This is a genomic window from Curtobacterium sp. APC 4022, from assembly GCF_030407555.1.
GTDB lineage: Bacteria > Actinomycetota > Actinomycetes > Actinomycetales > Microbacteriaceae > Curtobacterium.
This window is the reverse complement of sequence record NZ_JASDDD010000019.1, coordinates 12,804-37,206: the sequence shown is the minus strand read 5'-3', so window position 1 is coordinate 37,206 and position 24,403 is coordinate 12,804. Positions and strand designations below refer to the sequence as shown.

The following is a 24,403-nucleotide window of genomic DNA, read 5'->3' as shown; positions in this document are numbered from 1 at the left end:
ACGGCGGACGGGAGGCACGCCTCCCGTCCGACACGGACCGCTGACCTAGGATCGGGTCATGTCGCTCACCGCTCCCGCGCAGGCCCATGCGGCCACGCCCCTCGTCGACACGCTGACGGCCGCCCGGGCCGCCTCGACGGTGCTGGCGACCACGCCGACGGCCGGCAAGGACGCCGCCCTGCGGGCGATCGCGCTCGAACTGCGTGCCGCCACGGCGGAGATCGTCACCGCGAACCACGAGGACCTGGTCGCGGGGGAGGACAGCGGGCTCAGCTCGGGTCTGATCGACCGGTTGCGGCTCGACGTCGACCGGGTGGACGCACTGGCGGACGCGGTCGAGCACGTGGTGGGGCTGACCGACCCGGTGGGGGAGCACGTCCGCGGCTCGGTGCTGCCGAACGGACTGCAGCTCGCGCAGGTCCGCGTGCCCTTCGGCGTCGTCGGGGCCATCTACGAGGCGCGCCCGAACGTCACGGTGGACATCGCGGCCCTGGCGCTGAAGTCCGGCAACGCGGTGGTCCTCCGAGGCGGGTCGGCAGCGCAGCGCACGAACGCGGTGCTCGTCCGTCGGATCCAGGACGCGATCGCCTCGGTGGGCCTCCCACGGGAGCTCGTGCAGACGATCGACCCGCTCGGACGCGCCGGAGCGACCGAACTCATGCGTGCCCGCGGACTGGTCGACGTGCTCATCCCGCGGGGAAGTGCCTCGCTCATCCAGACCGTCGTCACCGAGTCGCAGGTCCCCGTCATCGAGACCGGTGCCGGCGTCGTGCACGTCTTCCTCGACCAGTCCGCATCCCTCGAGCGGTCCGTCGACATCGTCCTCAACAGCAAGGTGCAGCGACCGAGCGTGTGCAACGCCCTCGAGACGCTGCTGGTGCACGAGCGGGCGGCCGAGCGCCTCCTGCCGGTGCTGGCCGACCGTCTCCGCGCCGCCGGGGTGACCCTGCGGGGCGACGACGCCACCCGGACGATCGTGCCCGGGGTGCTGCGGGCCACCGAGGCCGACTGGGCGACCGAGTCGATGGACCTCGACCTGTCGATCCGCGTCGTCCCCGACGTCGACGCGGCGATGGCGCACATCGCCCAGTGGTCGACGCACCACACCGAGTCGATCGTCACCAACGACGTCGACACGGCCGAGCACTTCCTGGCCGGGGTGGACTCCGCCGTGGTGATGGTGAACGCGTCGACGCGGTTCACCGACGGCGGGGAGTTCGGGTTCGGCGCCGAGGTCGGCATCTCCACGCAGAAGCTGCACGCCCGGGGCCCGATGGGGCTGCCCGAACTCACGAGCACCAAGTGGCTCGTGCGCGGGCAGGGACACATCCGCGGCTAGGATGGTCCGGAGTCTTCCTCGATCGATCGGAGCACTGCCAGATGTCACTCCTCGCTGAGGCCGCAGAACACGCGGCCGGCGTCCCCGCGATCGTCTTCCCGATCGTCGCGGCCTGCGTCTTCACCCTCCTCGGCTTCGTCACGTGGAGCTTCCGCGACGTCGCCTACCGCCACTCGCACAAGTTCCAGGCCACCCGGCAGCACGAGACCGGTGTGGACGAGTTCGGCCACTCGAAGATCTGATCCGCCACCCGATGCTCGAGAGCACGGGTCGGCCGCGCATCGGGGTGATGGGCGGGACGTTCGACCCGATCCACCACGGTCACCTCGTGGCAGCGTCCGAGGTCGCCAAGCACTTCGACCTCGACGAGGTCGTGTTCGTACCGACCGGCCAGCCGTACATGAAGTCCGGCGTGACGGATGCCGAACACCGGTACCTGATGACCGTGATCGCCACCGCGGCGAACCCGATGTTCACGGTCAGCCGCGTCGACATCGACCGGCCCGGACCGACCTACACGGTGGACACCCTGCAGGACCTCCACGAGCAGCGGCCCGACGCCCAGCTCGTCTTCATCTCCGGGGCGGACGCCGTCCAGCAGATCGTCGACTGGAAGGACCACGACGGCCTCTGGGACCTCGCGCACTTCGTCGCCGTGACCCGGCCCGGCCACCAGCTGAGCATCACCGGACTCCCAGAACGGGACGTTAGTGTGCTCGAGGTCCCCGCGCTGGCGATCTCCTCGACCGACTGCCGTGACCGGGTACGGAGCGGGTCCCCCGTCTGGTACCTCGTGCCCGACGGTGTCGTCCAGTACATCTCGAAGCACCATCTGTATCGGAGCGTTGCATGAGTCCGTCCGACGCGCAGCCGCCGCTGTCGCGGCGTCAGATGCGTGAGCGCGAGCGCGCCGCCTCTGGCGGTGCCCAGCCCGTGACGCCGCCGCCGACCGTCGCCGCCGCCTCCACCACGCCGGAGGCCCGTCGTCGCCCCGGCTCCCACGTCGCCCCCGGTGCGGCCTCGGCCGCTCAGGCGGCACCGCGATCCGCGGGTGCCGCGACCGGTGTGTCCGACGTTCCCCCGGCCTCCGCGACCGAGATCGTCCCCGGCACGGGCGGGATGTCCCGTCGGCAGCTGCGGCTGCTGCGTGAAGCGCAGCAGCAGGGTGGCCGTCCGGTCCCGCTGCAGAACCCGACGCCGCAGTCGTCCGACCGCACCGTGCAGGACGTCCTCGGCACGCTGACGGACCCGTCCGCCGCGCCCGCTCCGGACGCGCAGGTGCCGCCGCTGTCGACCCCGGTCGAAGCGGCAGCCGCTGGCATCGGCGCGCAGTCGTCCCTCGTGCCGTTGACGGTCGACGGGCCGACGGACGACCTGGTTCACGGGGACCGGGCCGACGAGGACCGGGCTGACGAGGACCGGGCTGACGAGGACCGGGCCGACACCGACACCGATGCCGACTCGCGCGTCGACTCCGACTCGCTCGCCGGATCTGACGAGACTGCGGTCGACGCCGAGCCGTCCGTCGCTGCGACTGATGCTGCACCGGCGGACGTCGACTCCGATGACGACGCGGCCCCGGCGATCGAGGACGACGAGCCCTCGCACTGGCAGGACCCGAACCCCGAGATCTCGCACCTCGAGCCCGCCGCCGTCGAGCAGGCCACCGAGGCCGACGGCTCCCCGGACGCCATCGAGCCCCTCGAGGAAGCCGCTGCGCACGGCGAAGAGCCGCGTCAGCACCGCACGACCTGGGCCCCGCACGACGCCGACCCCGACGCGATCATGGCGGCGACCGATGACGTCGCCGCGCCCGCCACCGACCTGCCCGCAGCGGCCCCCGGTGTGTTCCCGCTCGACCTCGACGACGACGACACGAATGAGGTGCCGGTCGTGGTGCCCGCGGACGCCCCCGTCTCGCGACCGTCGTCCGCGGCGCAGCCCGGGTCGACCCCCCGCCCGACGTCCGCCGACGCCCCGCGCGAGCCGAAGCCCGTGACGACGGCCTTCCAGCCGCCGGCCGGCCACTGGTCGACCTTCGCGCACGACTCCAACGACGCCGAGGTGCACGACGAGGAGACCGGCACCCGCCGCGTCGCCGAGTCGCACACGAACGCGCTGATCCTGCCGAACTCGGCGCTGGCCGACCCCACCGGTGCGTTGAACGCCACCGGCGAGGTCATCCTCACCGGGTCGATCGACCTGCCCTCCTCGCTGTCCTCGACCGGGTCACACCGGCCGATCGACGGCGCCGAGGTCGACCGCCTCCTCGAGCAGCACGACGAGCAGCCCGACACGGACGCCAGCCCGGTCCGAGCGAGCCGTGCCGTGTCGAGCCACACGTCGACGCGCCAGGTCGTGCTCGCCGCCGCCAAGCCGAAGGACTCGAAGACGCCGGTCGTGCTGGCCGTCGCCGCGAGTGCCGTCGGCGTGGTCGCGGCCGGTGTCATCGTCGTCGCCCTCGTCGCGACGAACTTCTTCGGCTCCTGAGCGAGCCCGGAACACCCACGACCAGCTCGGACCGTCTGGCCCCCACACCAGCCACGGTCTGGCCTATGATCGTGACCCATCATGAACATCCAGGCGACCGCGTCGGGATGACCACCGGAAGGAATCCGTGACCGCCTCCGCTCGCGCACTCGAACTGACGCAGATCGCCGCTCAAGCGGCGGACTCCAAGCAGGCCGAGGACCTCGTCGCCCTCGACGTCACCCGACCGCTCCAGCTCACCGACGTCTTCCTGCTCGCCACCGGCCGGAACGAGCGCAACGTGCTCGCCATCGCCGACGAGATCGAAGACCGTCTGCTCCAGGCGGGCGCCAAGCCGCTGCGTCGTGAAGGCCGGAGCGAGGGCCGCTGGGCGCTCATCGACTTCGGGGACATCGTCGTGCACGTCTTCCACGAGGAAGAGCGTCAGTACTACTCCCTCGAGCGTCTCTGGTCGGACTGCCCGGTCATCCCGCTCGAGCTGCCGGCCGACCAGGCGCAGGCTGCCGAACAGTCGGCCTGACACCGGCCACCAGCGCGACGCGCCCGGGTGGCGGTGACGATTTCGTCACCCGGTGTTCGCGTGGTGTACGCTGTACTGGTGCCTCCGGGGAACCGGAGGAACACGAACTGGCCTTCTGGTCAGCCGTTCTGGGTCTGTGGCGCAGCTGGTAGCGCACCTGCATGGCATGCAGGGGGTCAGGGGTTCGAGTCCCCTCAGATCCACCAGGACCAGGAAGCCCCGGCACTCATCGAGTGCCGGGGCTTCCGTCGTTCCGGAGCCGGTGTCCGGCTCGGGGCTCGACCCCGCGGTGCCGATACGCTGAGCGCATGAGCAGCGCTGCACCCCGGTCCGGAACCCAGACGTCCATCGCCGCCGGCGGGTACACCGCCGACATCGCGAGCGTCGGAGCCACCCTGCGGGCACTGCGGCACGACGGCCGAGACCTCGTCACCACGTTCGACGCCGACGAGGTCCGCCCGGTCTTCCGTGGAGCCGTCCTCGCACCGTGGCCGAACCGCGTCGTCGACGGCCGGTACACCTTCGACGGGGTCGAGCAGGAGCTGGCGCTGACCGAGCCGAAGCGGTCGCACGCCCTGCACGGGCTCGTGGCCTGGACCGACTTCGCCGTGCTCGAACAGGACGCCGACCGGGTCGTCCTCACGACCACCGTGCAGCCGCAGGAGGGTTACCCCGCTCGTGTCGAGGTCCGGGTCGAGTACCGCCTGGACGCCGACGGCCTGCACACCACCATCACCGGCACCAACACCGGGGACGACCGTGCTCCGTGGGGGACCGGCCCGCACCCCTACCTGGTCGCCGGCGCCGGCACGGTCGACGACTGGACACTGACGCTCCCCGCAGCCGAGGTGCTCGAGGTCACCGAGGACCGGCTCATCCCGACCGAGCTGGTGCCCGTGCACGACGAGTTCGACCTCCGCCAGCCGACGCCCATCGGCAGTCGCTTCATCGACCACGCCTTCACCGGCTTCGACCGCGACGCCGACGGCACCGCCGCCATCACCGTGACCGCGGCCGACGGGCACGGCGTCCGGGTCGGCTTCGGCACCGACTGCGGGTGGGCCCAGGTGCACACCGCCGACCACGTCGTCCCCGAGTACCACCGCTCCGGACTGGCCGTCGAGCCGATGACGTGCGCCCCGAACGCCTTCAACGCCGACGCCTTCGCCGGTGACGTCGACGCCGGCCTCGTCGTGCTCGAGCCCGGTGCCGCGCACGCCGCCACATGGACGATCTCGGCGGTCTGAGCGCCACGCCGGACCGTCCCGTGGGCTCGCCGCGGATCGTCGTCCAGCGCCTCGCCGACGTCCCCGACCTCGGGGAGCTGGCCGCTGGCAGCGCCGGGGACCTCGTCTGGCTCGACTCGGCGCTGCCGGCCGGCGCACCCCCGGCAGCGTCACGCCGTGCGGCCTGGTCGGTCCTGGCGGTGTCGGACGGCCCCTTCGCCGCGCGACTCCGGCATCAGGACCGGATCGCCCACGTCACGGTGTCCGAGCTGGCCGCCCGGTGGTTCGGACCGAGCCGGACCGAGGACCGCCCGGCCTTCGCCGTCCTCGACGACCTGCTGCACGCCACGCCGACGCTCGACGAGCCCGTGCCGGGGTGCGCGTTCGCCCTCGGCTGGGTGGGGTTCCTCGGTTACGAACTCGGCCGCGAGGTCGACGGACCCGACCGGACCGCGGACGGACACGCCGACGCCGACCTCCGGTTCGTCGACCGGGCGGTCCTCGTCCACGCGGACGGTCCCGCCTGGGCGATCACGATGGTGGACGACGACGCGCCGACGGCTTCGCGAGCGAACCGCGCGTGGCTCGCGGAGGTGCGCGCGTCGACGACGCGGGACGACGTGCCGGCGGTGCCCCCGGGCCTCCCGGCCGGCGGCGCGACCGACGACGTGGTCGTGGCCGGGCGTGTCCCAGCGGCCAGCGCCGTCCCGGTGGCCGACGGCCGCGTCCGGGAGGCCCGTGGACGCGTCCGCCGCGCCGCCTACGAACTCGCCGTGGACGCGTGCCGACATGAGATCCGCGAGGGCAACGCGTTCCAGGTGTGCCTCACGACCGCCTTCGCGGTGCCCGACCCCGAGCCGGCTGTGCTGTCGGGGTCGTCTGAGTCGTCTGGGTCGCTCGTGCCGTCTGCGCCGCCGAGCCGCGACGACGACCGGTACCTGGCGGAGTACCGACGCGTGCGCGCGGGGGACCCGGTGCCGTTCGGCGCGTACCTGCGCTGGGGTGACCTGCGGATCGCCAGCCGTTCACCGGAACGGTTCCTGCGGATCGACGCGGACGGCGGCGTGCTCGCCGAACCGATCAAGGGCACCCGTCCCCGCCACCCGGACCCGGCGACGGACGCGGCGACACGCGCGGAGCTCGCCGGCAGCGCGAAGGACCGCGCCGAGAACGTGATGATCGTCGACCTGCTGCGCAACGACCTGCTGCGGACGGCGCGCCCGGGCACGGTGCACGTGGAGCGGCTCTGCGAGGTCGAGTCGTACGCCAGCGTGCACCAGCTGGTGTCGACGGTCGCCGGGGTGCTGCCGGCGGGGGCCCGACGCGCCCTGGTGGTGCGGGCCGCGTTCCCGCCGGGGTCGATGACCGGCGCACCGAAGCGCAGCGCGACGGCGATCGCGGACCGCCTGGAGGGCGCGCCACGCGGGGTCTACTCGGGGGTGATCGGGTACTTCTCGGCGAGTGGGGCGGTCGATCTGTCGGTGGCGATCCGGACACTGGTGACGGTCCTCCGGCCCGACGGCAGCGTACGGAGGCGGTCGCTCGGCGCCGGTGGTGCGGTGACGTGGTCCTCCACCGCGGCGGACGAGGCGGACGAGGTCGAGACGAAGACCCGATCGGTGCTCGGCGGGGTCGGGGCCGCAGCACACTGGCAGTCCGACCCTCCTGAACTGTCGAACGCGTGTTCGACCGGTTGTCCACCGGATGTCGGTGCCGGTTGACATGATCGAACACATGTTCGAATATGAGGGCATGCAGACGGCGGCGGCACTCCGGTCGCCCGATGAGCGAGGCGACCGCGGACGCGGGGACCTGGAGCACATCGGGCGGAACGGTGCTGCTCGGGACGGTGCTGGTGTGCGTGCTGGTGCTGGTGCTGCGGGTGTGCGTGCTTCCGACCACGTCAGTGCAGCTCGGGCGGCGCTCGACCGGATCACCTCGCTGCGGTCCCGGGTCGCCGACATGGAAGCGACCCGCGTGGACACCGAGGGACTGCCCACGGCGGACGCCCTCGCGCCGCTGTTGCCGGGCGGTGCCATCCGTGCCGGGGGCACGTACTCCGTGCCGGAGTCGGTGCTGCTCGCCCAGACCATGCTGCAGGCGGCCTCCGCGGCCGGAGCCTGGTGCGCCGTGGTCGGGGTGCCGTCCTTCGGTGTCGAAGCCGCAGCGGCGGCCGGCATCGACCTGGACCGACTCGTCCTGGTGCCGGACCCGGGCGACCAGTGGCTGGCGGTCACCGCGGCCCTCGCCGACGTCGCCCAGATCGTCCTCACCCGGCCGCTCGGCCGGGTGGTGCCCGGTGACGTCGCCCGGCTCTCCGCTCGACTGCGACAGCGCGGGGCCGCCCTCGTCGCGCTCGGGTCCTGGCCCGGTGCGGACGTCACGCTGCGCGTCACCGAGTCGCACTGGAGCGGCATCGGCCAGGGGCACGGCTACCTCACCGAACGGCGGGTGACCGTCACGGCATCCGGTCGTGCCGGAGCCGTCCGGCCGACGAGCACGGAGCTGCTGCTGCCCGCGGCGGACGGTTCGGTCCGCGCGGCGGTCCCGGTGGCGGCCTCGGCCGGTGCACGGGTCCTGCGTCCCGTGGCGGTGGCCTCGTGAGCCCCCGCGGACGCCGGGCGTTGGCCGCCGGACCGCGTGGCGGTGCCGTGCTGCCGGGTGCCGGAGGGTCCCGAGCCGGGCTGCCCGGGGTGGGGCTGCCCGGCTCGGGGGCCGTCCGGGCCGATGCGCTCAGCCGCGGTGCCGGTCTCCCCGAACCCCCGCCGACCCGGACGATCGTGCTCTGGTGCCCGGACTGGCCCGTCATCGCGGCCGCCCGGGCCGCCGGTGCACCGCCGGAGCAGCCGTTCGCCCTGATCGCGAAGGGCCTGGTCTTCGCGAGCTCCGCCTCGGCACGCCAGGTCGGGGTGGTGCGTGGTCTGCGGGTCCGCGAAGCGCAGGCGCGCTGCACCGACCTCGTCACGCAGCCCTACGACGACGCCCTCGACCACCGGGCCTTCGAACCGGTCATCCGCGCGATCGAGGCCGCAGCACCCGGGGTCGAGGTCCTGCGCCCCGGGACGATCGCGCTCCGTGCCCGCGGACCGGCGCGCTACCACGGTGGTGAGCGGGCAGCGGCGACCATCCTGGCCGGCATCGCCGCCGACCACGGGGCCCCCGGTGTGCGAGCCGGTGTGGCGGACACCCCGTTCGCGGCGGAGCAGGCAGCCCGGGCACGGCCGACCCGCCCGGGGGAGCGCGTCCGGATGGTGCCGGTCGGCGGATCGGGCTCGTTCCTCGCACCGCTGCCGCTCGGTGTGCTCGGCGACCCCGACCTGGCGATGGTGCTCGGGCGCCTCGGCCTGACCACGCTCGGCGACTTCGCCGCGCTCACCGACGAACAGGTGCGCGACCGCTTCGGCGTGCCCGGGGCGTTCCTGCACCGGCTCGCCGGCGGCCGTGATCCGCGTGAGGTCTCCGCGCGGGACGTCCCGCCCGACCTCGAGGTCCAGGCGTCCTTCGAGCCGCCCCTCGACCGGGCCGACCAGATCGCGTTCGCCTTCCGCCGTTCCGCCGACGAGTTCGCGGCGAAGCTCCGGGCGGCGGGGCTCGTGGCGACGACCATCCGCGTGGGCATCGTCGACGAGCGGGACGTCCTGCTCGAACGGGTCTGGGCGCACCCGCGGTGGTTCGACGCCGCCGACGTGGTGGACCGGGTGCGCTGGCAGCTCGCGGGCGGGGTCGACCCCACCGGGCTCGAGGCGCCGGTGACCACGGTCGTGCTCGAACCGGTCGCGGTGGACGACCTGGCGAACCACGAGCGCGGGCTCTGGGGCTCCGGACCGGACGAACGGGTCCACCACGGGTTGGCCCGCGTGCAGGGCATGGTCGGACACGACGGGGTCGTCACACCCCGCATCGGCGGCGGCCGCACCCTGGCCGAACGCATCGTGCTCGTGCCGTGGGGCGACGCCCCGGCCGGTGGCGAGCGCGCGCTGGCCGTGGTGCGGGACCGCCCGTGGCCCGGCAAGCTGCCGGGCCCGCCACCGGCGACGGTCCTCGAACGACCCCGCCCGGTGGACGTCGTGGCGGCGGACGGCGGGTCCGTGGACGTCGACGACCGCGGCACCCTGACCGGCGAACCCGAACGGTTCCGCTCCGACGGCGACCGCGGGGGGCGGTTCTCCGCCGTCACGGCCTGGGCCGGTCCCTGGCCGCTCGTCGTGCGCTGGTGGGAGTCCGGCGGACGACGACTGCACCGGCTGCAGCTCGTGGACGACGACGGGCGGGCCTGGTACCTGGTCCTCGCCGACCACCGCTGGTGGGCAGAGGCGATCGCGACGTGAAGGACGGTTCCTGATGGGGTACAACAACCCGCCGATCCCGTGGTCGCAGTTCGAGCGCGCCCTCTCGGACAAGCGCAGCCCCGGCACGACCCCCGAGGGCGACGGCGGTGACAGCCCGGCCTGGTCACGGAAGCGCGCACCGTACCGGCCGACGGACCTCGCGACCCCGGACGCACCGCCGGCCGTCCCGTACGCCGAACTCCACGCGCACTCGACCTTCAGCTTCCTGGACGGCGCGAGCCCGCCGGAGCACCTGCTGGAAGAGGCAGCACGCCTGGGCCTGCACGGACTGGCGATCACCGACCACGACGGCTTCTACGGGGCCGCCCGGATGGCCGAGGTCGCCGAGACGTACCCGAGCATCACCACCGTCTACGGCGCCGAACTGTCGCTCGGGCTCACCGAGCCGCAGAACGGCGTCCCCGACCCCGAGGGCTCGCACCTGCTGCTGCTGGCCGACGGGCAGGACGGGTACCACCGGATGGCCGGCGCGGTGACGGCTGCGCACCTCGCCGCGGGGTCCGAGAAGGGTCGGCCGCGGTACGACCTCGACGACCTGGCGGAACGCTCGGGCGGGCGGTGGCGGGTGCTCACCGGCTGTCGGAAGGGCAGCGTCCGCCAGGCCCTCGAGCGCGGCGGTGAGAGCGCGGCCGAACAGGCCCTCCGCGCGCTGCTGGACCGGTTCGGCACCGGCAACGTGGTGGTCGAGCTGTCGGACCACGGCGACCCGCTCGACAGCGCCCGGAACGACGTCCTCGCCCTCCTGGCCGACCGGCACGCGCTGCCCGTCGTGGCGACCGGCAACGTCCACTACGCCACCCCGGACCGGTTCCCGGTCGCGACCGCCCTCGCCGCGGTCCGGGCCCGCCGCAGTCTCGACGAGATCGACGGGTGGTTGCCCGCCGCCGACACCGCGCACCTGCGCTCCGGTGCCGAGATGGCGCGGCGGTTCGCACGGTGGCCCGGTGCGGTCGAGCGGAGCGTGGAACTCGCCGACGAGCTCGGGTTCGCACTGCGGACGGCGAAGCCCGGTCTGCCCGACCTCGACGTGCCGGACGGGCACACCCCGATGAGCTGGCTGCGCGACCTCACCTGGCGCGGGGCCCGCCGGTTCTACCCGGGTGACGCCGACGGGGTCGACGCACACAAGCGGGAGCGCATCGAACGCGAACTGTCCGTCATCGAGGACAAGGGCTTCCCCGGGTACTTCCTGATCGTCCGCGACATGGTGCAGTTCGCCCGCAGCCGGGGGATCCTCTGCCAGGGGCGCGGGTCGGCGGCGAACTCGGCGGTCTGCTTCCTGCTCGAGATCACCGCCGTCGACTCGATCCGGTACGGCCTGCCGTTCGAACGGTTCCTGTCGTCGATGCGCGACGAGGAACCCGACATCGACGTTGACTTCGACTCCGACCGGCGTGAAGAGGTGATCCAGTACGTCTACGACAAGTACGGCCGGTTCAACGCCGCACAGGTGGCCAACGTCATCACCTACCGGCCGAAGGGTGCCGTGCGGGACATGGCGAAGGCACTCGGCCACAGCCCCGGGCAGCAGGACGCCTGGTCGAAGCAGGTCGAGCGGTGGGGCTCGGTCACCGAGAGCCAAGACCACGACATCCCGCAGCCCGTGGTCGACCTGGCCCAACAGGTGCTCGGGTTCCCGCGGCACCTCGGCATCCACTCGGGCGGCATGGTCCTGACCGACCGGCCCGTGGGCGAGGTCGTGCCGATCGAGCACGCCCGGATGGACGGCCGAACCGTCCTGCAGTGGGACAAGGACGACTGCGCCTACATGGGGCTCGTGAAGTTCGACATGCTCGGGCTCGGCATGCTCGCCGCACTGCAGTACTCGTTCGACCTGGCGGCGGACCACTGCGGGGAGCGGTGGGACATGCACTCCATCCCGAAGGAAGAGCAGGGCGTCTACGACCAGCTCTGCCGTGCGGACACCATCGGGGTGTTCCAGGTGGAGTCCCGCGCCCAGATGGGCACACTGCCACGGCTGCTGCCCCGACGCTTCTACGACCTGGTCATCGAGGTGGCCCTGGTCCGTCCCGGGCCGATCCAGGGTGGCGCGGTCCACCCGTACATCCGGCGTCGGACCGGCGAGGAACCGGTGACGTACCTGCACCCGGCACTCGAACCGGTGCTGGAACGGACGCTCGGGGTGCCGCTGTTCCAGGAGCAGCTCATGCAGATGGCGATCGCCGTCGGGAACTGTTCCGGCGACGACGCCGACCTGCTCCGCCGGGCGATGGGGTCCAAGCGCGGCCTCGAGAAGATCGACCGGCTGCGGGACAAGCTCTACCGGGGGATGGCGGAGAACGGCATCCACGGCGAGGACGCCGACACCATCTACGCCAAGATCCAGGCGTTCGCGAACTTCGGCTTCGCGGAGAGCCACTCGATCAGCTTCGCGCTCATCGTCTACGCCAGTGCGTGGATGCGCCTGCACTACCCGGGAGCCTTCCTGGCGGCACTGCTCCGGGCGCAGCCGATGGGCTTCTACTCACCCCAGACCCTCGTCGCCGATGCCCGGCGGCACGGCGTCAGTGTGCTGCGGCCGGACATCCTGCGGTCCGAGGTCGACGCCAGCCTCGAACCCGTCGAGGACCAGGACCGGCCCGGCGGCCCTGCCGGTCATGCTCCCGGCGGGCTGGGGGACGCGTGCCTGGCGACGGAGCAGCCGCCGGTGCTGCCCTTCGACCGGGACGCCGCGGACGACACCGCCGCCCACCGTCGGGACGGCGCGTTCGCCGTGCGGCTCGGGTTGGCCGAGGTCGCCTCGCTCGGCCGACGCAGTGCCGAGCGCATCGTGGCCGAACGGCGGGCGAACGGCCCCTTCACCGACATGTCCGACCTGGCACGACGGGTCGGTCTGACGACGGCGCAGCTCGAGGCCCTCGCCGCCGCCGACGCGTTCGAGTCCCTGGGCATCGACCGTCGTGCCGGCATGTGGTCCGCGGCGCAGGCGGCAGCGGAGCGGGCCGACCAACTGCCGGACACCCAGGTCGTCGTGCAGCCGCCGCTGTTCGGGCAGATGACGAGCGGGGACGTCCTGATCGCCGACATGTGGTCGACGGGGATGTCGACCGACGACCACCCGATGGGACACCTCCGGCAGGGGCTGTCGGACCGCGGGGTGCTCAGCGTCGAGGACACCCGGACGGCGGAGACCGGCCGGCGGGTCGAGGTCGGCGGCATCGTCACGCACCGGCAGCGTCCGGCGACGGCGTCGGGGATCACCTTCCTCAACGTCGAGGACGAGTCCGGACTGGTGAACGTCATCTGCAGCGTCGGCGTCTGGGGGAAGTACCGGCGAGTGGCACGTGAGTCGCCGGCGGTCGTCGTGCGGGGGATCCTCGAACGCTCACCGGACGGCGTGGTGAACCTGGTCGCGGACCGGATCGAGCACCTGCCCCTCGCGGTCCGGACCCGGTCCAGGGACTTTCAGTGACCAGCCTTCCAGCGACCAGCCGCCCAGCGACCCGGTTCGCCGAGGCGTGTCAGCGTGCCGGGCTCGGTGTGGTCCGCACCTCCGGGACACGGATGGTGACCTCGAGGCCACCGGCGGGGAGGTTGCGGAGGGTGGCCGAGCCTCCCGCCCGTTCGGCGACGGCCCGGACGATCGCCAGTCCCAGGCCGGAGCCCCCCGGCATCGGGATGCCGGGGGCTGCGTCCGGGTCGCGACGGGACGTGCGGGCCTCGTCCGGCCGGGTGAAGCGGTCGAACGCGACGGGGACGAACGACTCGGGGACACCGGGGCCGTCGTCGGTGATCTGCAGGACCCCCTCGCCGGGTGTGGTCCGCCAGGTGACGACGACGCTGCCGCCGCGGGGGAGCGCGGCGACGGCGTTGCCGGCGGTGTTCGTGACGAGTTGCGCCATCCCGCCGGTGTCGAGCCGGTACTGCGGTTCCACCGTGCCGCCGCCGATGCCCGGGCCCGAGCCGCCGACCGCGACGGGTGGGTCGAGCTCGAAGTCGACGGTGACGTCCTTGGCGCTCGCGATGAGGCGGACGCGGTCGACGGCGGCCATCACCTCGTCGCCGAGGTCCGACCACGCGGTGGCCGTCTCCGTGGCGCCGTCGGCCGATCGGCGTTCCGACTCCTCGATGCGGGACAGGGTGAGCAGGTCGTTGGCGAGCCTCGAGAGCCGGGCGACGCTGGTCTTCGCCCGCTCGATGTGGGCGGCGAGGGCCTGGGCGTCGTCCCCGTCGAGCGAGGCCAGGTCGAGCTGGGTGGTGAGGATCGCGAGCGGGGTGCGCAGCTCGTGGCTGGCGTCGGACACCATCTGCCGTTCCCGCTCGGTGGCCTGGCGGGTGCGGGCGAGGAAGGCGTTCAGGGTCGTGGCGAGGGACGCCAGTTCGTCCTGGGCGGGGCCGACCGGCAGCTCGGCGCGTTCCGGGGCGACGGAGAGTCGTTCGGCCTCGCGACGCATCCGGGTGACGGGACGCAGCGCGGTGGTCGCGAGCACCCAGGACGCGACACCGAAGGCCACCAGGATCGCCAGTCCGGTGACGGACAGCGTCGTGGTGAGGTCGTCGACGACGATCGCCTCGGCCTGGGAGTTGCGGGCGGCGACCACGGTCCAGCGGCCGGCCTGGTTGACGGGGTGCTCGATGACGACGCGGTACTCCGAGTCGCCCACGTCGATGACGGAGGTGCCGGCGGGGGTGGTGCGCAGGCTGCCGAGTGCCTGTTCGAGACGGCCGGGCATCGACGACAGGGTGATGTCACCCGTCGGCGAGACCACGGCGACGAACTGGGCGTTGCCCGGCGGCGAGAGGTTCGGGTCGCTGTCGACCTCGAGCGTGGCGACGTACGGGTCGGTGTCGGCGTCGAGCAGTGTCTCGGTGGCGCGTGCGACGACGCTGACGACCTGCAGCCGCATCACGAGCACGAGCAGCGCGATGACGACGGCTGCGATGACCGTCGACCCGATGGTGATGCGGAGTCGCAGCGACAGCGCGCCCACGGTCCACCGGGGCGGCCGCGCGGGTGCTGCCGCGTCCGACCGCGTCACGCGGTCGTCACGCGCCGATCAGGTCGAGCCGGTAGCCGCGACCCCGGACCGTGCTGATGGCGACGGTGGCCTCCTGCGCGACGAGCTTCTTGCGCAGGTAGGAGATGTACTGCTCGACGACGTTCGGGTCGACGTGCTGCGAGCCGTCCCAGACCTCTTCGAGGATCTTCGGCCGGTCCACGACGGTGCCGACCGAGCGGGCGAGCAGCCGGAGCAGCGCGAACTCGGTGGGGCTCATCGCGACTCGCTGGCCCTTGATGGACACGCGGCGGGCTTCGGAGTCGATGGAGACGTCGCCGACCTCGATGGTGCGGGGGGCGCCGACCGGCTCGCGACGACCGAGGGCGCGGAGCCGGGCGGTCAGTTCGGCGAACGCGAACGGCTTGGTGAGGTAGTCGTCGGCGCCGGCGTCGAGCCCGAAGACCCGGTCGTCGACGGCGTCGCGTGCGGTGACGAGCAGGATCCGGACCGGGTCCTCTCGCTCGCGGACACGTCGTGCGAGTTCGAACCCGGACATGCCGGGCATCATCACGTCGACCACGGCGATGTCGTACGCCTGCTCACCGAGGGCGATCAGCGCCTCGACGCCGTTCTCGACCGCGGTGACGCGGTACCCCTCTGCCGCGAGCCCGCGCTCCATGAGCGCGCGCATCTCGTCATCGTCCTCGACCACCAACAAGCGCATCTGGACCTCCTGCGACCCATCGTGGCACCGAACCGGCTCCGGCGGGCGGATCGGTACCCGCGAGGCCTGAACACCGTCACAGCAGATCCGGGCTCCGGCTGCGCCCTGTGGACAGGTCGAGACCCGTCGGTACTGGCCGATCGCATCGCGTTGCTATGCTCCGGCCCGGACGCTGTACCCGACAGACCGTCCTGTACTTGGGGGCACCATGCACGACCCGGACCATCCGGAGATCGTCCGCTTGCGCGCCGAACTCGACTCCGCCTGGAAGGGCGTCGTCGGCCTCGGCTCGCTCGACGGACCACATCGCGACCGCGTCGTCGCCGACCTGCACACCGCCGTGCCGGACGCAGCGGGGCGCGCTGCGCGTGCCGCCGGCCGGGAGGCGGTGGTCGCCGAGATCCGCCGGTTCGCCGACCTCGACGTGGCCGGCTCCGACCCGTCCTGGCCGGCCGCCGGGGTGTGGGCGGACGTCCTCGAGACGGCACGCCAGGCAGCGTGCGGCATGGACGAACCGGTCCACTGAACCGTCGAACCGGTCTGCTGGCCCGTTCCGCGGCTCGGACCGCTCAGTCGTCCTCGCCGAGCAGTTCCTCGCGTACGCGGCGGACGTCCTCCAGCAGCGCGCCGATGAGCACCCAGTGCCGCGAGTTCGGCCGGACGACGGCGAGCGGCGCCGTCAGTGCGTGCTCGACCGCGGTCTCCTCCGGTCCCTCGGCGAGCTCACCCGGCGTCAACCGGGCGGACTCGACCTGGGCCCCGAGGCGGCGGACGTCCGAGCCGATCCGGGCGACCTCGGTGGCGATCCGGCCGACCATCGGGTCGTCCCGGAGGTCCGGCGCCGTGTTGTCCCGGACGGCGCGGGTCATGCCGGTGACGCGGGTGACGAGGACGCGCAGGTGTTCGGCGACGGCGACGTCCCGTTCGAGGATCGTCCGGTGCCGTCCGCCGCGGGGGTTCATGGCGAGCGAGTCCCGGGCCGAGGTGAGTGCTGCCTCCGTCCGGGCGTGCTGCTGCCGGAGCGCCCGGGCCTGCAGCAGCGCCGCGTGCCACTGCTCGTGGTCCCACCCCTCGGTGAGTCCGACGGCGATGCGCTCGAACGCCGCCGCGGTGTCGCGTGCCAGGCGGGCGACGGCCAGGTGAGCGGGTTCGAGCAGCACCGGCGGCACGATGACGGCGTTCACGACGAGGGCGACGACCGCTCCGATCACGGTCTCGAGGATGCGGTCGGCCGAGTAGTTCGGCGTGACGACCCCGGCGGTGAGCACGAGCATCCCGCTGATGCCGACCTGGGTGGCCGACGTCGGCGTGAGGCGCAGGGCCCAGGCCAGCAGGATCGCCAGGACGACGACGAGCAGCACGATCCACACCGCGTCGCCGAGCAGCAGGTGCACCCCGGTCGCCAGGACCACGCCGAGCAGGACCCCGGCACTGCGCTCCAGGCCCTTCACGAACGACTGGTTGATGCTCGGCTGCACGACGAGCAGGGCGGCGATCGCGGCGAACGTCGGGAACGGTCCCCGGATCAGCAGCTCGCACAGCAGCACCGCCGCGACCACCGCCACCGCGGTCTTCACGACCTGCAGGAAGGGGGTGCGGCTGGAGCTGCGGAGGCGCCTGACCGGGTTCACCCCTCCACGCTAGCCAGGACCCGCACGCCGAGCCGACCGACTACGCCACGAATCCGCGCACACACGGTTGACTGTCGCCGTGTGGCCGAACCATGAGCGCGTCATCCCCGAGGCCTTCGCCGGGTCGGGGACGAGCGTCGTCGCTGCCCGCGCGCACTCGGTCGAACCGTCGGGCAACGGCTACCTCTACGGCTACGAGGTGGACACCGTCGACCGGAACGGCCAGCGCGCCACGGTCCTGACGTACGTCGACACGGGCGGCACCCACGACCAGAACAGCGCCATCGTCACCGATCCCGCGTCGGGGGAGCCGGTGTCGGTGTGGGCCTACCCGAACGACCCGGGCCTCCCGGTCCTGCCGCAGGTGACGTACCGGGACGCCGTCGCGGAGCTGCTGACCACCCTCGGCATGCCGGTGACGGACCCGACCCTGACGGTGGCCGCGTACCGACCCGGCAAGCGGGCCGTGGTCCGTGTCGACGCGCCGGAGCGCACCCTCTTCATCAAGATCGTCCGCCCGCACCGGGTCGCCCCGATCGTCCGGACGCACGAGCAGTTCGCCGCGGCCGGTCTGCCGGTGCCCCGTGTGCTGTCGAGCCGTGGGGACGGGCTGCTCGTCCTCGAACTCGTCCGGGGCGTGCCGGCCGGCAGCCGGATCACCGAGATCGCCGACGACCCGCGCTTCGTGGCGTCACTGGCGGCACTCACCGGTCGCATCGCCGCGGTGCCGATGACGCAGCAGGCCCGGGCCGACGCGATGGACCACGCGGACTGGCACCGCCGGACCCTGACGACCGCGCTGCCCGGCGACGCCGAGGAGATCGACCGCCTGTACGACGCGATCGGACGTCGGTCGATCGGCTGGAACGCGGCACAGAAGCAGGTGGTGCACGGCGACCTGCACCTCGAGCAGGTGTTCGTCGACGAAGACGAGCCGTGGCGCATCTCGGGTCTGCTCGACATCGACACCGCCGGGTGGGGCTACCCGGTCCGCGACGTCGGTGCGGTCGTCGCGCACCTCGTCGTGACCGGGCTGTGGCACCGCTCCCGTGGCGACGTCGACCGCGGGGCCGCCGCCGAGCGCCTCGCGGACGCGGTCGCGCGCGATTGGGCAGCCCGGAACCCGCAGGAGGCCGAGCGTCTGGGCCCGGCGATCGGCGCGCAGCTCCTCGCACACGCGGGTGGGCAGGCGACCACCGGGTCGGCGAACGGGATCGCGACGGCGGAACAGCTGCTCGCGGCGACGCGAGCCGCCCTGGCGGAACCGGCCCCGGGCCTCCCGTCCGGTGCCGGCCGGCCGCGGTCCGCACCGCGCGTCTGACGCGGTCCGCACCGCGCGTCCGTCACGGTCGCCGCCGCCGTCGTCCCGGTCGTGTCGTGACCCGGCCGGGAGGCCCGCCACGCGCGGGGTGTGGAGAGTCGCCTCCGTCGGTGGCTGGGGAGTAAACTGACCGCGCACGCACGGCGTGCTCGCATGTCGCGGCGATCCCTGCCGCGACGACCGGTCGCTGGCCGGTGCGGGCCGCAGCCGCGTCGCCTGGCAGGTCAGACCTCCAGGACGTTCTCCGGGGGACCTCCTCCGGGATGGGGGCGTGCGTGAGACGCCGCCGGACTCCCGCGCAGACCGTCACATCGACCACCGGCCCGCACCTGGGCCCGCGATGCGGCCTGTCGGATCGATCCGGCGTGCTGCGGGCCACGGCGGCCCGTGGTGGACACCGGTGCGACGGCCACGACACGCGGCAGCCGCACCACACGACTTCCGCCCGTACCGGGTGGCTCGCCCCGACGAGGGCGGAACAGGAGGAGCCTTGGCTCGATCAGGTACCCGTCGCGCTGCCGGTGGCACGCGGACGGCTGCGCGCCGGACCCGGCCGCTCGACAACGACGGCCTCATCCCCGTCCTCGCCCGCGCCGTGCGTGAGGTCGAAGCCGCAGCACAGCGCGGCCCCCTCAAGGCGACGAACCGCACGAAGTTCCAGGCGGTCGCCCTGCTCATGCGTGAGGAGCGTGCCCGCGTCAAGGCGGACGCCACGCTCACCGACGCGCAGCGTGCGGAGCAGCTGAAGCGCCTCGACGGTGTCGCGACGATCCTCGCGAAGACCGCGGCGCGGGACACCAGCGTCATCCAGCTCCTCACCGAAGAAGCGCAGGTCTCCGAAGCGACCCGCACCGTGAAGCGCGACATGATGATCGACGCCGGTCTGGAACTGCAGCCGGAGGACCTGGTCATCGCGGCCGAGCCCACCGCCGCGGTCGAGGCCCCCGAGCGGTCCGTCGTGCCGCAGTCGGTCGTGCGTCGTCAGCTCGCCAACCCGTTCCTGCCGCCGGACTTCGCGCTCGCCGACCAGCCCGTCGCGCACCCGCGCCGCCTGGCGAACTGGGAGCTCTTCGGTCCGCTCTTCAAGTCCTTCGAGTACGGCGCCGGCGGGGGAGCGGCCTCGATGCCGCTGCCCGAGCCGACGACGCTGCAGACCCCGGCCGGTGCCTCGCTGATGAAGCACCAGGCGGAACTCGTCACCTCGGCAGCGCAGGGGCACCGCACCTTCCTGCTCGCCGACGAACCGGGCCTCGGCAAGACCGCGCAGTCGCTGATCGCCGCCGACGCAGCCAAGGCCTTCCCGCTGCTCGTCGTCGTGCCGAACGTCGTCAAGACGAACTGGGCCCGCGAGGCCGAGCGGTGGGTCCCGAACCACCGCGCCACGGTCATCCACGGCGACGGCCAGGACCTCGACGGGTTCGCCGACATCATCATCGTGAACTACGAGATCCTGGACCGGCACGTCGGCTGGCTCGGGAACTTCGGGTTCAAGGGCATGGTCGTCGACGAGGCGCACTTCATCAAGAACAAGGACTCGCAGCGGTCCAAGTTCGTACTGCAGCTCGCCGAGAAGATCCGCGAGCGCACCGCGAACCCGCTGCTCATGGCCCTGACCGGTACGCCGCTCATCAACTCGGTCGAGGACTTCCGCACCATCTGGGAGTTCCTCGGCTGGATCGACGACAAGAAGCCCCGCGCCCAGCTCATGAACCAGCTCGAGGAGATCGGGCTGACCCCGGCCGACCAGGGCTTCTTCAGCGAGGCACGGAAGGCCGTGATCGACCTCGGCATCGTCCGGCGCCGCAAGGTCGACGTGGCCGCGGACATCCCGGCACGTCGGATCGCCGACATCCCGGTCGAGCTCGACGGCGACGAGGGCCGCTCCATCCGCGACGCCGAGCGCGAGCTCACCGCGAAGCTCGTCAAGCGGTACCACCAGGCGCTCGCCGCCCGCACCGGCCAGGCGCCGGTCGAGGGCATCGACGAGAAGCTCGTCCGCCAGGTCGCCCGCTGGGAGCTCGAGGACCAGGACGCCTCGTCCACCGGCGAGAACGTGTTCTCGATGGTGCGTCGCATCGGCCGCGCCAAGGCGCAGCTCGCGGCGGACTACGCGGCGCAGCTCGCCTCGAACGTCGGCAAGGTCGTGTTCTTCGCGAAGCACCTCGACGTGATGGACCAGGCGGAAGAGGTCTTCGCCCGCCGGCACCTGCGCACCGCGACGATCCGCGGCGACCAGACCCCGGCGCAGCGCACGGCCGAGATCGACTCGTTCGTGAACGACCCGGACGTCGCCGTCATCGTCTGCTCGCTGACCGCGGCCGGAGTCGGCCTGAACCTGCAGGTCGCCTCCAACGTCGTCCTCGCCGAACTGTCGTGGACGAGCGCCGAGCAGACGCAGGCGATCGACCGCGTGCACCGCATCGGTCAGGAAGAGCCCGTCACCGCGTGGCGCATCATCGCCGCGCAGACGATCGACACCAAGATCGCGGAGCTCATCGACTCGAAGGCCGGGCTGGCCGCACGTGCGCTCGACGGCTCGGACGAGGAGGTCGTCGACTCCGGCGACATCCAGCTCGACGCGATGGCGGCGCTGCTGCTCGACGCGCTGTCGCGGTAGCGCGCGGCGCTGGCGCGGGCGCGCGGCCGGCGCCCGGCCGGCGCCGTTCGGCTGCGCACAACAGAAACCCGCTCGAACCATGGGAGACCGTGGTTCGAGCGGGTTCCTGTTGTGCGGGTCCGGCTGGCGCCGGGGCCGCGGGCGCCGCGCCGCGGCGGGTCAGACGCGGGACTGCACCTCGGCCAGGGACGGGTTCGTCGCCGTGCTGCCGTCCGGGAAGACCAGCGTCGGCACGGTCTGGTTGCCGCCGTTGACCTCGGCGACGAGTTCGGCCGTCCCGGGGGTGGTCTCGATGTCGACCTCGCGGAAGGGCACGCCCGCCTTGGTCATCTGGTTCTTCAGCCGGGCGCAGTAGCCGCACCAGGTGGTCGTGAACATGGTGACGCCGCCGGCCTCGGGCACGAACGCGTCACGGGTGATCGTCTCGCTCATGTGCTCACGGTAACCCCGGATCCCGGGAGGCGCTTGACCGGCTAGTCCTACATAGGTAGGTTCAAGACATGGAACCGTTGGTCCGCGTCACCGCACCCACGCTCGACGTCCTCGCCGCCCTCCTCGCCGCCGAGGGGCCGGCCTGGGGACTGCGGCTCATCAAGGAGCTCGGTCGCCCGTCCGGCACCGTCTACCCGATCCTCGAACGACTCGAGCGGCAAGGGTGGATCACCTCGGACTGGGACGACGACGCCGATCGGCCCGGCCCGCGTCGCCGCCTCTACGAGTTCACCGCCGACGGGCAGCAGGCGGCGACCGACCTGGTCGCCGTCCGACGGGCGGCCGAGACCAGCGCCTCCCGTCCCGCCACCCGTCCGAGCACCCGGCCGGCGACCTCGTGAGCGCCCTCAGCCGTGTCCTCGTCGACACCGCGGTCGCCGTCTCGCCTGCCGAACACCGGACGGTCCGCCGCGAGCAGTGGCACGCCGACCTCCGCGACGCGGCCGAGCTGGGGCTCTCGCCGACCGCCCTGGCCTTCGGCGCCCTGACCACCGCACTGTTCCACCGCCGAGGTGCTCGGCGCACCACCTGGGGAGACACCATGACCACCACACCGTTCGCCGCACCCGCGGCACCGCACACCATCCGAACCGTCCCGCTGCTGGTCACGGTGGCCGTCCTGTCCGTCCTGATGGCGGGACCGTGGCTGATCCTGCAGCCCAACTCCGGGTACGAGAGCGCCGTCGACCGCATGATCGGCGTCGGCGGTGTCTGGCTGCTGCTCGACCTGGTGCCCGGTGCTGCGATCAGCGCGGCGATCCTGCTCCTGCCCGGCGCCGCTGCCCGCCGTCGGCGCCTCGGTGCGGTCCTCGTCGCCGCCGCAGCCGTCGGGGCGGTCGTCGCGCCGTTCGTCGGACCGCCGTCCGGGTGGCCGGTGAGCATCCTGCCGACGGTCGTGCCGCTCCTCGTGGCACTCGCCGGCTGGCTCGTCGCCATCGACGCTCCGGGCCGTGCCTGGCTGCTCGTGCTGCTCCCGCTCGGAGCGGCCGCCGTGGACGCGGCCGGGGTGCTCTGGCCGCTCGTCCCCGCCCGACTCGTCCCGTGCCTCCTGGCCCTGCCAGCGCTCTCCGTCGTCGTCGCCGGACTGCTCGCCTGGACGACCTCGCCCCTCCGCCGGCGCACCCGTGGCGAGGACCACGCCCCCACCCTGGTAGACAAGACCGTGTGAGCGACACGCACCTCGAGATCGAGCGCACCTACGACCTGTCCGCCGACGCCGCACTGCCCGACCTGGTCGGCGCCGGCGGGATCATGCAGACCGACACCCAGGAGCCGTTCGAGCTCGACGCCACCTACTGGGACACCCAGCGGTACGACCTGGTCGCCGCCCACGTCACCGTCCGCCGGCGCACCGGCGGACACGACGCCGGCTGGCACATCAAGCGCGCCGAGTCCGACACCGTCCGCCACGAAGAGCACTTCCCGCTCACCGAGGACCCGGACACCGTGCCCGTCGAGGTCCTCGCCGCACTCTTCACCGAACGGCGTGGCCGCGGACTGCACCCCGTCGTCCGGATCACCACCACCCGCACCGTCACCCGCCTGCTCGACGAGGACGGTGACCAGGTCGGCGAACTCGCCGACGACCAGGTCGTCGCCGAACGCCTCGACGACGACGCGCCGGCCCACCCGACCACGTGGCGGGAGGTCGAGGTCGAAGCCATCGAGGGCGTCGACCCGCAGATCGCGCACGAGCTCTTCGCCGCCCTGGACGGTCGGTTCGCCGCCGTCGGCGCCGGCCCCGCCGCAGTCGCGTCCAAGCTGGCACGTGGGCTGGCGGGGGCACCGGCACCGCGCCTCCAGACCGAGGAGAAGCCGCACAAGGGCACCGCGGCCCGCGCACTCACCAAGCGGTTGCGGAAACTGCGGGGCACGCTGCTCCGCCTGGAGGCCGGACTCCGGTCCGGCGCTCCGACCGACCTGTCCGAGGTGGCTGAGACCGCCCTCGGCATCGCCGCGGTCCTCGGCTCGTACCGGCCGGCGTTCGCCGACGGCGACGAGATGGACCGCGCCGCCGCTGCGGCCGATGCGCTCGCGGCCGTCACGGCACGAGCCGCCCTGGCGGAGTACCTCGTCGACCGGTTGCCGCGAGCCTCCAGCCCGGCGCAGGAAGCACTCATCGACTCGATCACCCGCGAGCGGATCCTGGCCTCCACGCGCCAGCGCCGCGATGACGCCACCCGCGAGGTCCTGCTGTCCCTGCACGAGGAGTCGTTCCTCGAACTGCTCGACGCCCTCGACGACGCCGTCGAACGCCCTCAGCCGACCGAGTGGGCACTCCGCGACCCGAAGCGTGTCGCCCAGGACGTCTCGGCGATCGAGAAGCCGCGCGTCGGCGACCTCGTCCGTGTCGCCGTCGGGGACGACCCCGCCGACGAGGCCGGCGACCGCGAGGCCACCCAGCGCGCCTGGCACGCCACGCTCCGCGCCCGGATGGCGATGGACGTCCTCGGCGACGACGCGTTCCCGCACGCGCTCTGGAAGCGGATCGGCACCGCGGCCGACGTGCTGACCGAGCGGGTCCGGTCGCTGCACGCGCTCGAGCAGCTCCGCGTGCAGGCCGGCATCGCCGAGCGCGCCGGTGAGGGCACGTTCGGGTACGGCGTCCTGGCCGGCGACCGGGTCCGCGTGGCCGAGGAGTCCTACGACGAGGCGGTGCACGCGCTCAACCGCGTGTGACGGACTGTCCGTCCGCACACGACGACGGCGCGCACCCGAGCAGGGTGCGCGCCG

At 73.0% G+C, this 24,403-nt stretch carries 20 protein-coding genes and 1 tRNA gene; 17 read left to right on the top strand and 4 right to left on the bottom strand.

Features of this window, described 5'->3' with window-relative positions:
• Positions 1-58: 58 nt before the first annotated feature.
• The 11 genes from QL987_RS08320 to QL987_RS08270 all read left to right on the top strand — a co-directional run bounded on the left by QL987_RS08320 (position 59) and on the right by QL987_RS08270 (position 13,357).
• Positions 59-1,339 carry a glutamate-5-semialdehyde dehydrogenase gene (locus QL987_RS08320; protein WP_290157167.1) on the top strand — a complete coding sequence of 427 codons (1,281 nt, stop codon included), beginning with the start codon at positions 59-61 and terminating at the stop codon, positions 1,337-1,339.
• 41 nt (positions 1,340-1,380) lie between these two features.
• The gene (locus QL987_RS08315) at positions 1,381-1,581 is read left to right on the top strand and encodes a hypothetical protein (RefSeq protein WP_110903974.1); all 201 of its coding nucleotides are present in this window, start codon (positions 1,381-1,383) and stop codon (positions 1,579-1,581) included.
• A gap of 11 nt (positions 1,582-1,592) precedes the next feature.
• Positions 1,593-2,192 (top strand): nicotinate-nucleotide adenylyltransferase, encoded by a 600-nt coding sequence (gene nadD / locus QL987_RS08310; protein ID WP_111076213.1) that lies wholly within the window; start codon positions 1,593-1,595, stop codon positions 2,190-2,192.
• Positions 2,189-3,829, top strand: a complete 1,641-nt coding sequence (locus QL987_RS08305; RefSeq protein ID WP_290157164.1) for a hypothetical protein — start codon at positions 2,189-2,191, stop codon at positions 3,827-3,829. Before nadD ends, QL987_RS08305 begins: the two co-directional genes overlap by 4 nt.
• 127 nt (positions 3,830-3,956) lie before the next feature.
• Positions 3,957-4,349 carry a ribosome silencing factor gene (gene rsfS, locus QL987_RS08300; protein ID WP_221850540.1) on the top strand — a complete coding sequence of 131 codons (393 nt, stop codon included), beginning with the start codon at positions 3,957-3,959 and terminating at the stop codon, positions 4,347-4,349.
• 130 nt (positions 4,350-4,479) lie between these two features.
• Positions 4,480-4,555, top strand: a tRNA-Ala gene (locus QL987_RS08295).
• Positions 4,556-4,657: 102 nt separating this feature from the next.
• A complete protein-coding gene (locus tag QL987_RS08290) occupies positions 4,658-5,596 on the top strand; it encodes an aldose 1-epimerase family protein (protein ID WP_290157160.1) in 939 nt (312 codons plus the stop codon).
• The gene (locus QL987_RS08285) at positions 5,575-7,296 is read left to right on the top strand and encodes an anthranilate synthase component I family protein (RefSeq protein WP_290157158.1); all 1,722 of its coding nucleotides are present in this window, start codon (positions 5,575-5,577) and stop codon (positions 7,294-7,296) included. The genes QL987_RS08290 and QL987_RS08285 overlap by 22 nt, the downstream gene beginning before the upstream one ends.
• Positions 7,297-7,552: 256 nt before the next feature.
• Complete coding sequence (locus QL987_RS08280) at positions 7,553-8,179, top strand: hypothetical protein (RefSeq protein ID WP_290157156.1); 627 nt, start codon at positions 7,553-7,555, stop codon at positions 8,177-8,179.
• A complete protein-coding gene (locus QL987_RS08275; protein ID WP_290157154.1) occupies positions 8,176-9,903 on the top strand; it encodes a DNA polymerase Y family protein in 1,728 nt (575 codons plus the stop codon). The genes QL987_RS08280 and QL987_RS08275 overlap by 4 nt, the downstream gene beginning before the upstream one ends.
• 13 nt (positions 9,904-9,916) lie before the next feature.
• Positions 9,917-13,357, top strand: a complete 3,441-nt coding sequence (locus tag QL987_RS08270; RefSeq protein ID WP_290157151.1) for an error-prone DNA polymerase — start codon at positions 9,917-9,919, stop codon at positions 13,355-13,357.
• 49 nt (positions 13,358-13,406) lie between these two features.
• On the opposite strand, the gene QL987_RS08265 is transcribed toward QL987_RS08270, so the two are convergent.
• Both QL987_RS08265 and QL987_RS08260 read right to left on the bottom strand, forming a co-directional pair.
• A complete protein-coding gene (locus QL987_RS08265; protein ID WP_290157149.1) occupies positions 13,407-14,876 on the bottom strand; it encodes a HAMP domain-containing sensor histidine kinase in 1,470 nt (489 codons plus the stop codon).
• A gap of 55 nt (positions 14,877-14,931) precedes the next feature.
• On the bottom strand, positions 14,932-15,609 hold the full coding sequence (locus tag QL987_RS08260; protein ID WP_110903965.1) for a response regulator transcription factor: 678 nt from the start codon (positions 15,607-15,609) through the stop codon (positions 14,932-14,934).
• A gap of 241 nt (positions 15,610-15,850) precedes the next feature.
• Here QL987_RS08260 and QL987_RS08255 point away from each other — a divergent pair, with 241 nt between their 5' ends.
• Positions 15,851-16,135, top strand: a complete 285-nt coding sequence (locus QL987_RS08255; RefSeq protein ID WP_290157146.1) for a hypothetical protein — start codon at positions 15,851-15,853, stop codon at positions 16,133-16,135.
• Positions 16,136-16,178: 43 nt separating this feature from the next.
• Here the strand turns inward: QL987_RS08255 and QL987_RS08250 are convergent, their stop codons facing one another.
• A complete protein-coding gene (locus tag QL987_RS08250; RefSeq protein WP_290157144.1) occupies positions 16,179-17,240 on the bottom strand; it encodes an FUSC family protein in 1,062 nt (353 codons plus the stop codon).
• 79 nt (positions 17,241-17,319) lie between these two features.
• On the opposite strand from QL987_RS08250, the gene QL987_RS08245 reads away from it, so the two are divergent.
• Both QL987_RS08245 and QL987_RS08240 read left to right on the top strand, forming a co-directional pair.
• Entirely contained in the window at positions 17,320-18,561 is a 1,242-nt protein-coding gene (locus QL987_RS08245) for an aminoglycoside phosphotransferase family protein (RefSeq protein WP_290157142.1), read from the top strand.
• A gap of 490 nt (positions 18,562-19,051) precedes the next feature.
• Complete coding sequence (locus QL987_RS08240) at positions 19,052-21,178, top strand: DEAD/DEAH box helicase (protein WP_290157141.1); 2,127 nt, start codon at positions 19,052-19,054, stop codon at positions 21,176-21,178.
• 159 nt (positions 21,179-21,337) lie between these two features.
• On the opposite strand, the gene QL987_RS08235 is transcribed toward QL987_RS08240, so the two are convergent.
• A complete protein-coding gene (locus QL987_RS08235) occupies positions 21,338-21,610 on the bottom strand; it encodes a mycoredoxin (RefSeq protein WP_111076225.1) in 273 nt (90 codons plus the stop codon).
• Positions 21,611-21,678: 68 nt separating this feature from the next.
• On the opposite strand from QL987_RS08235, the gene QL987_RS08230 reads away from it, so the two are divergent.
• Genes QL987_RS08230 through QL987_RS08220 form a run of 3 tightly spaced genes read left to right on the top strand, consistent with a single transcriptional unit; the run spans position 21,679 to position 24,349 of the window.
• On the top strand, positions 21,679-22,011 hold the full coding sequence (locus QL987_RS08230) for a PadR family transcriptional regulator (protein WP_290157138.1): 333 nt from the start codon (positions 21,679-21,681) through the stop codon (positions 22,009-22,011).
• Positions 22,008-22,838 (top strand): hypothetical protein, encoded by an 831-nt coding sequence (locus QL987_RS08225; RefSeq protein WP_290157136.1) that lies wholly within the window; start codon positions 22,008-22,010, stop codon positions 22,836-22,838. Before QL987_RS08230 ends, QL987_RS08225 begins: the two co-directional genes overlap by 4 nt.
• Complete coding sequence (locus QL987_RS08220; protein ID WP_290157133.1) at positions 22,835-24,349, top strand: CYTH domain-containing protein; 1,515 nt, start codon at positions 22,835-22,837, stop codon at positions 24,347-24,349. Before QL987_RS08225 ends, QL987_RS08220 begins: the two co-directional genes overlap by 4 nt.
• Positions 24,350-24,403: the final 54 nt, after the last annotated feature.

Coding starts and splice junctions, on each gene's coding strand:
- QL987_RS08320 (WP_290157167.1), top strand. CDS start 59: ATGTCGCTCACCGCTCCCGCGCAGGCCCATGCGGCCACGCCCCTCGTC.
- QL987_RS08315 (WP_110903974.1), top strand. CDS start 1,381: ATGTCACTCCTCGCTGAGGCCGCAGAACACGCGGCCGGCGTCCCCGCG.
- nadD (WP_111076213.1), top strand. CDS start 1,593: ATGCTCGAGAGCACGGGTCGGCCGCGCATCGGGGTGATGGGCGGGACG.
- QL987_RS08305 (WP_290157164.1), top strand. CDS start 2,189: ATGAGTCCGTCCGACGCGCAGCCGCCGCTGTCGCGGCGTCAGATGCGT.
- QL987_RS08290 (WP_290157160.1), top strand. CDS start 4,658: ATGAGCAGCGCTGCACCCCGGTCCGGAACCCAGACGTCCATCGCCGCC.
- QL987_RS08285 (WP_290157158.1), top strand. CDS start 5,575: ATGGACGATCTCGGCGGTCTGAGCGCCACGCCGGACCGTCCCGTGGGC.
- QL987_RS08270 (WP_290157151.1), top strand. CDS start 9,917: ATGGGGTACAACAACCCGCCGATCCCGTGGTCGCAGTTCGAGCGCGCC.
- QL987_RS08260 (WP_110903965.1), bottom strand. CDS start 15,609: ATGCGCTTGTTGGTGGTCGAGGACGATGACGAGATGCGCGCGCTCATG.
- QL987_RS08235 (WP_111076225.1), bottom strand. CDS start 21,610: ATGAGCGAGACGATCACCCGTGACGCGTTCGTGCCCGAGGCCGGCGGC.
- QL987_RS08230 (WP_290157138.1), top strand. CDS start 21,679: ATGGAACCGTTGGTCCGCGTCACCGCACCCACGCTCGACGTCCTCGCC.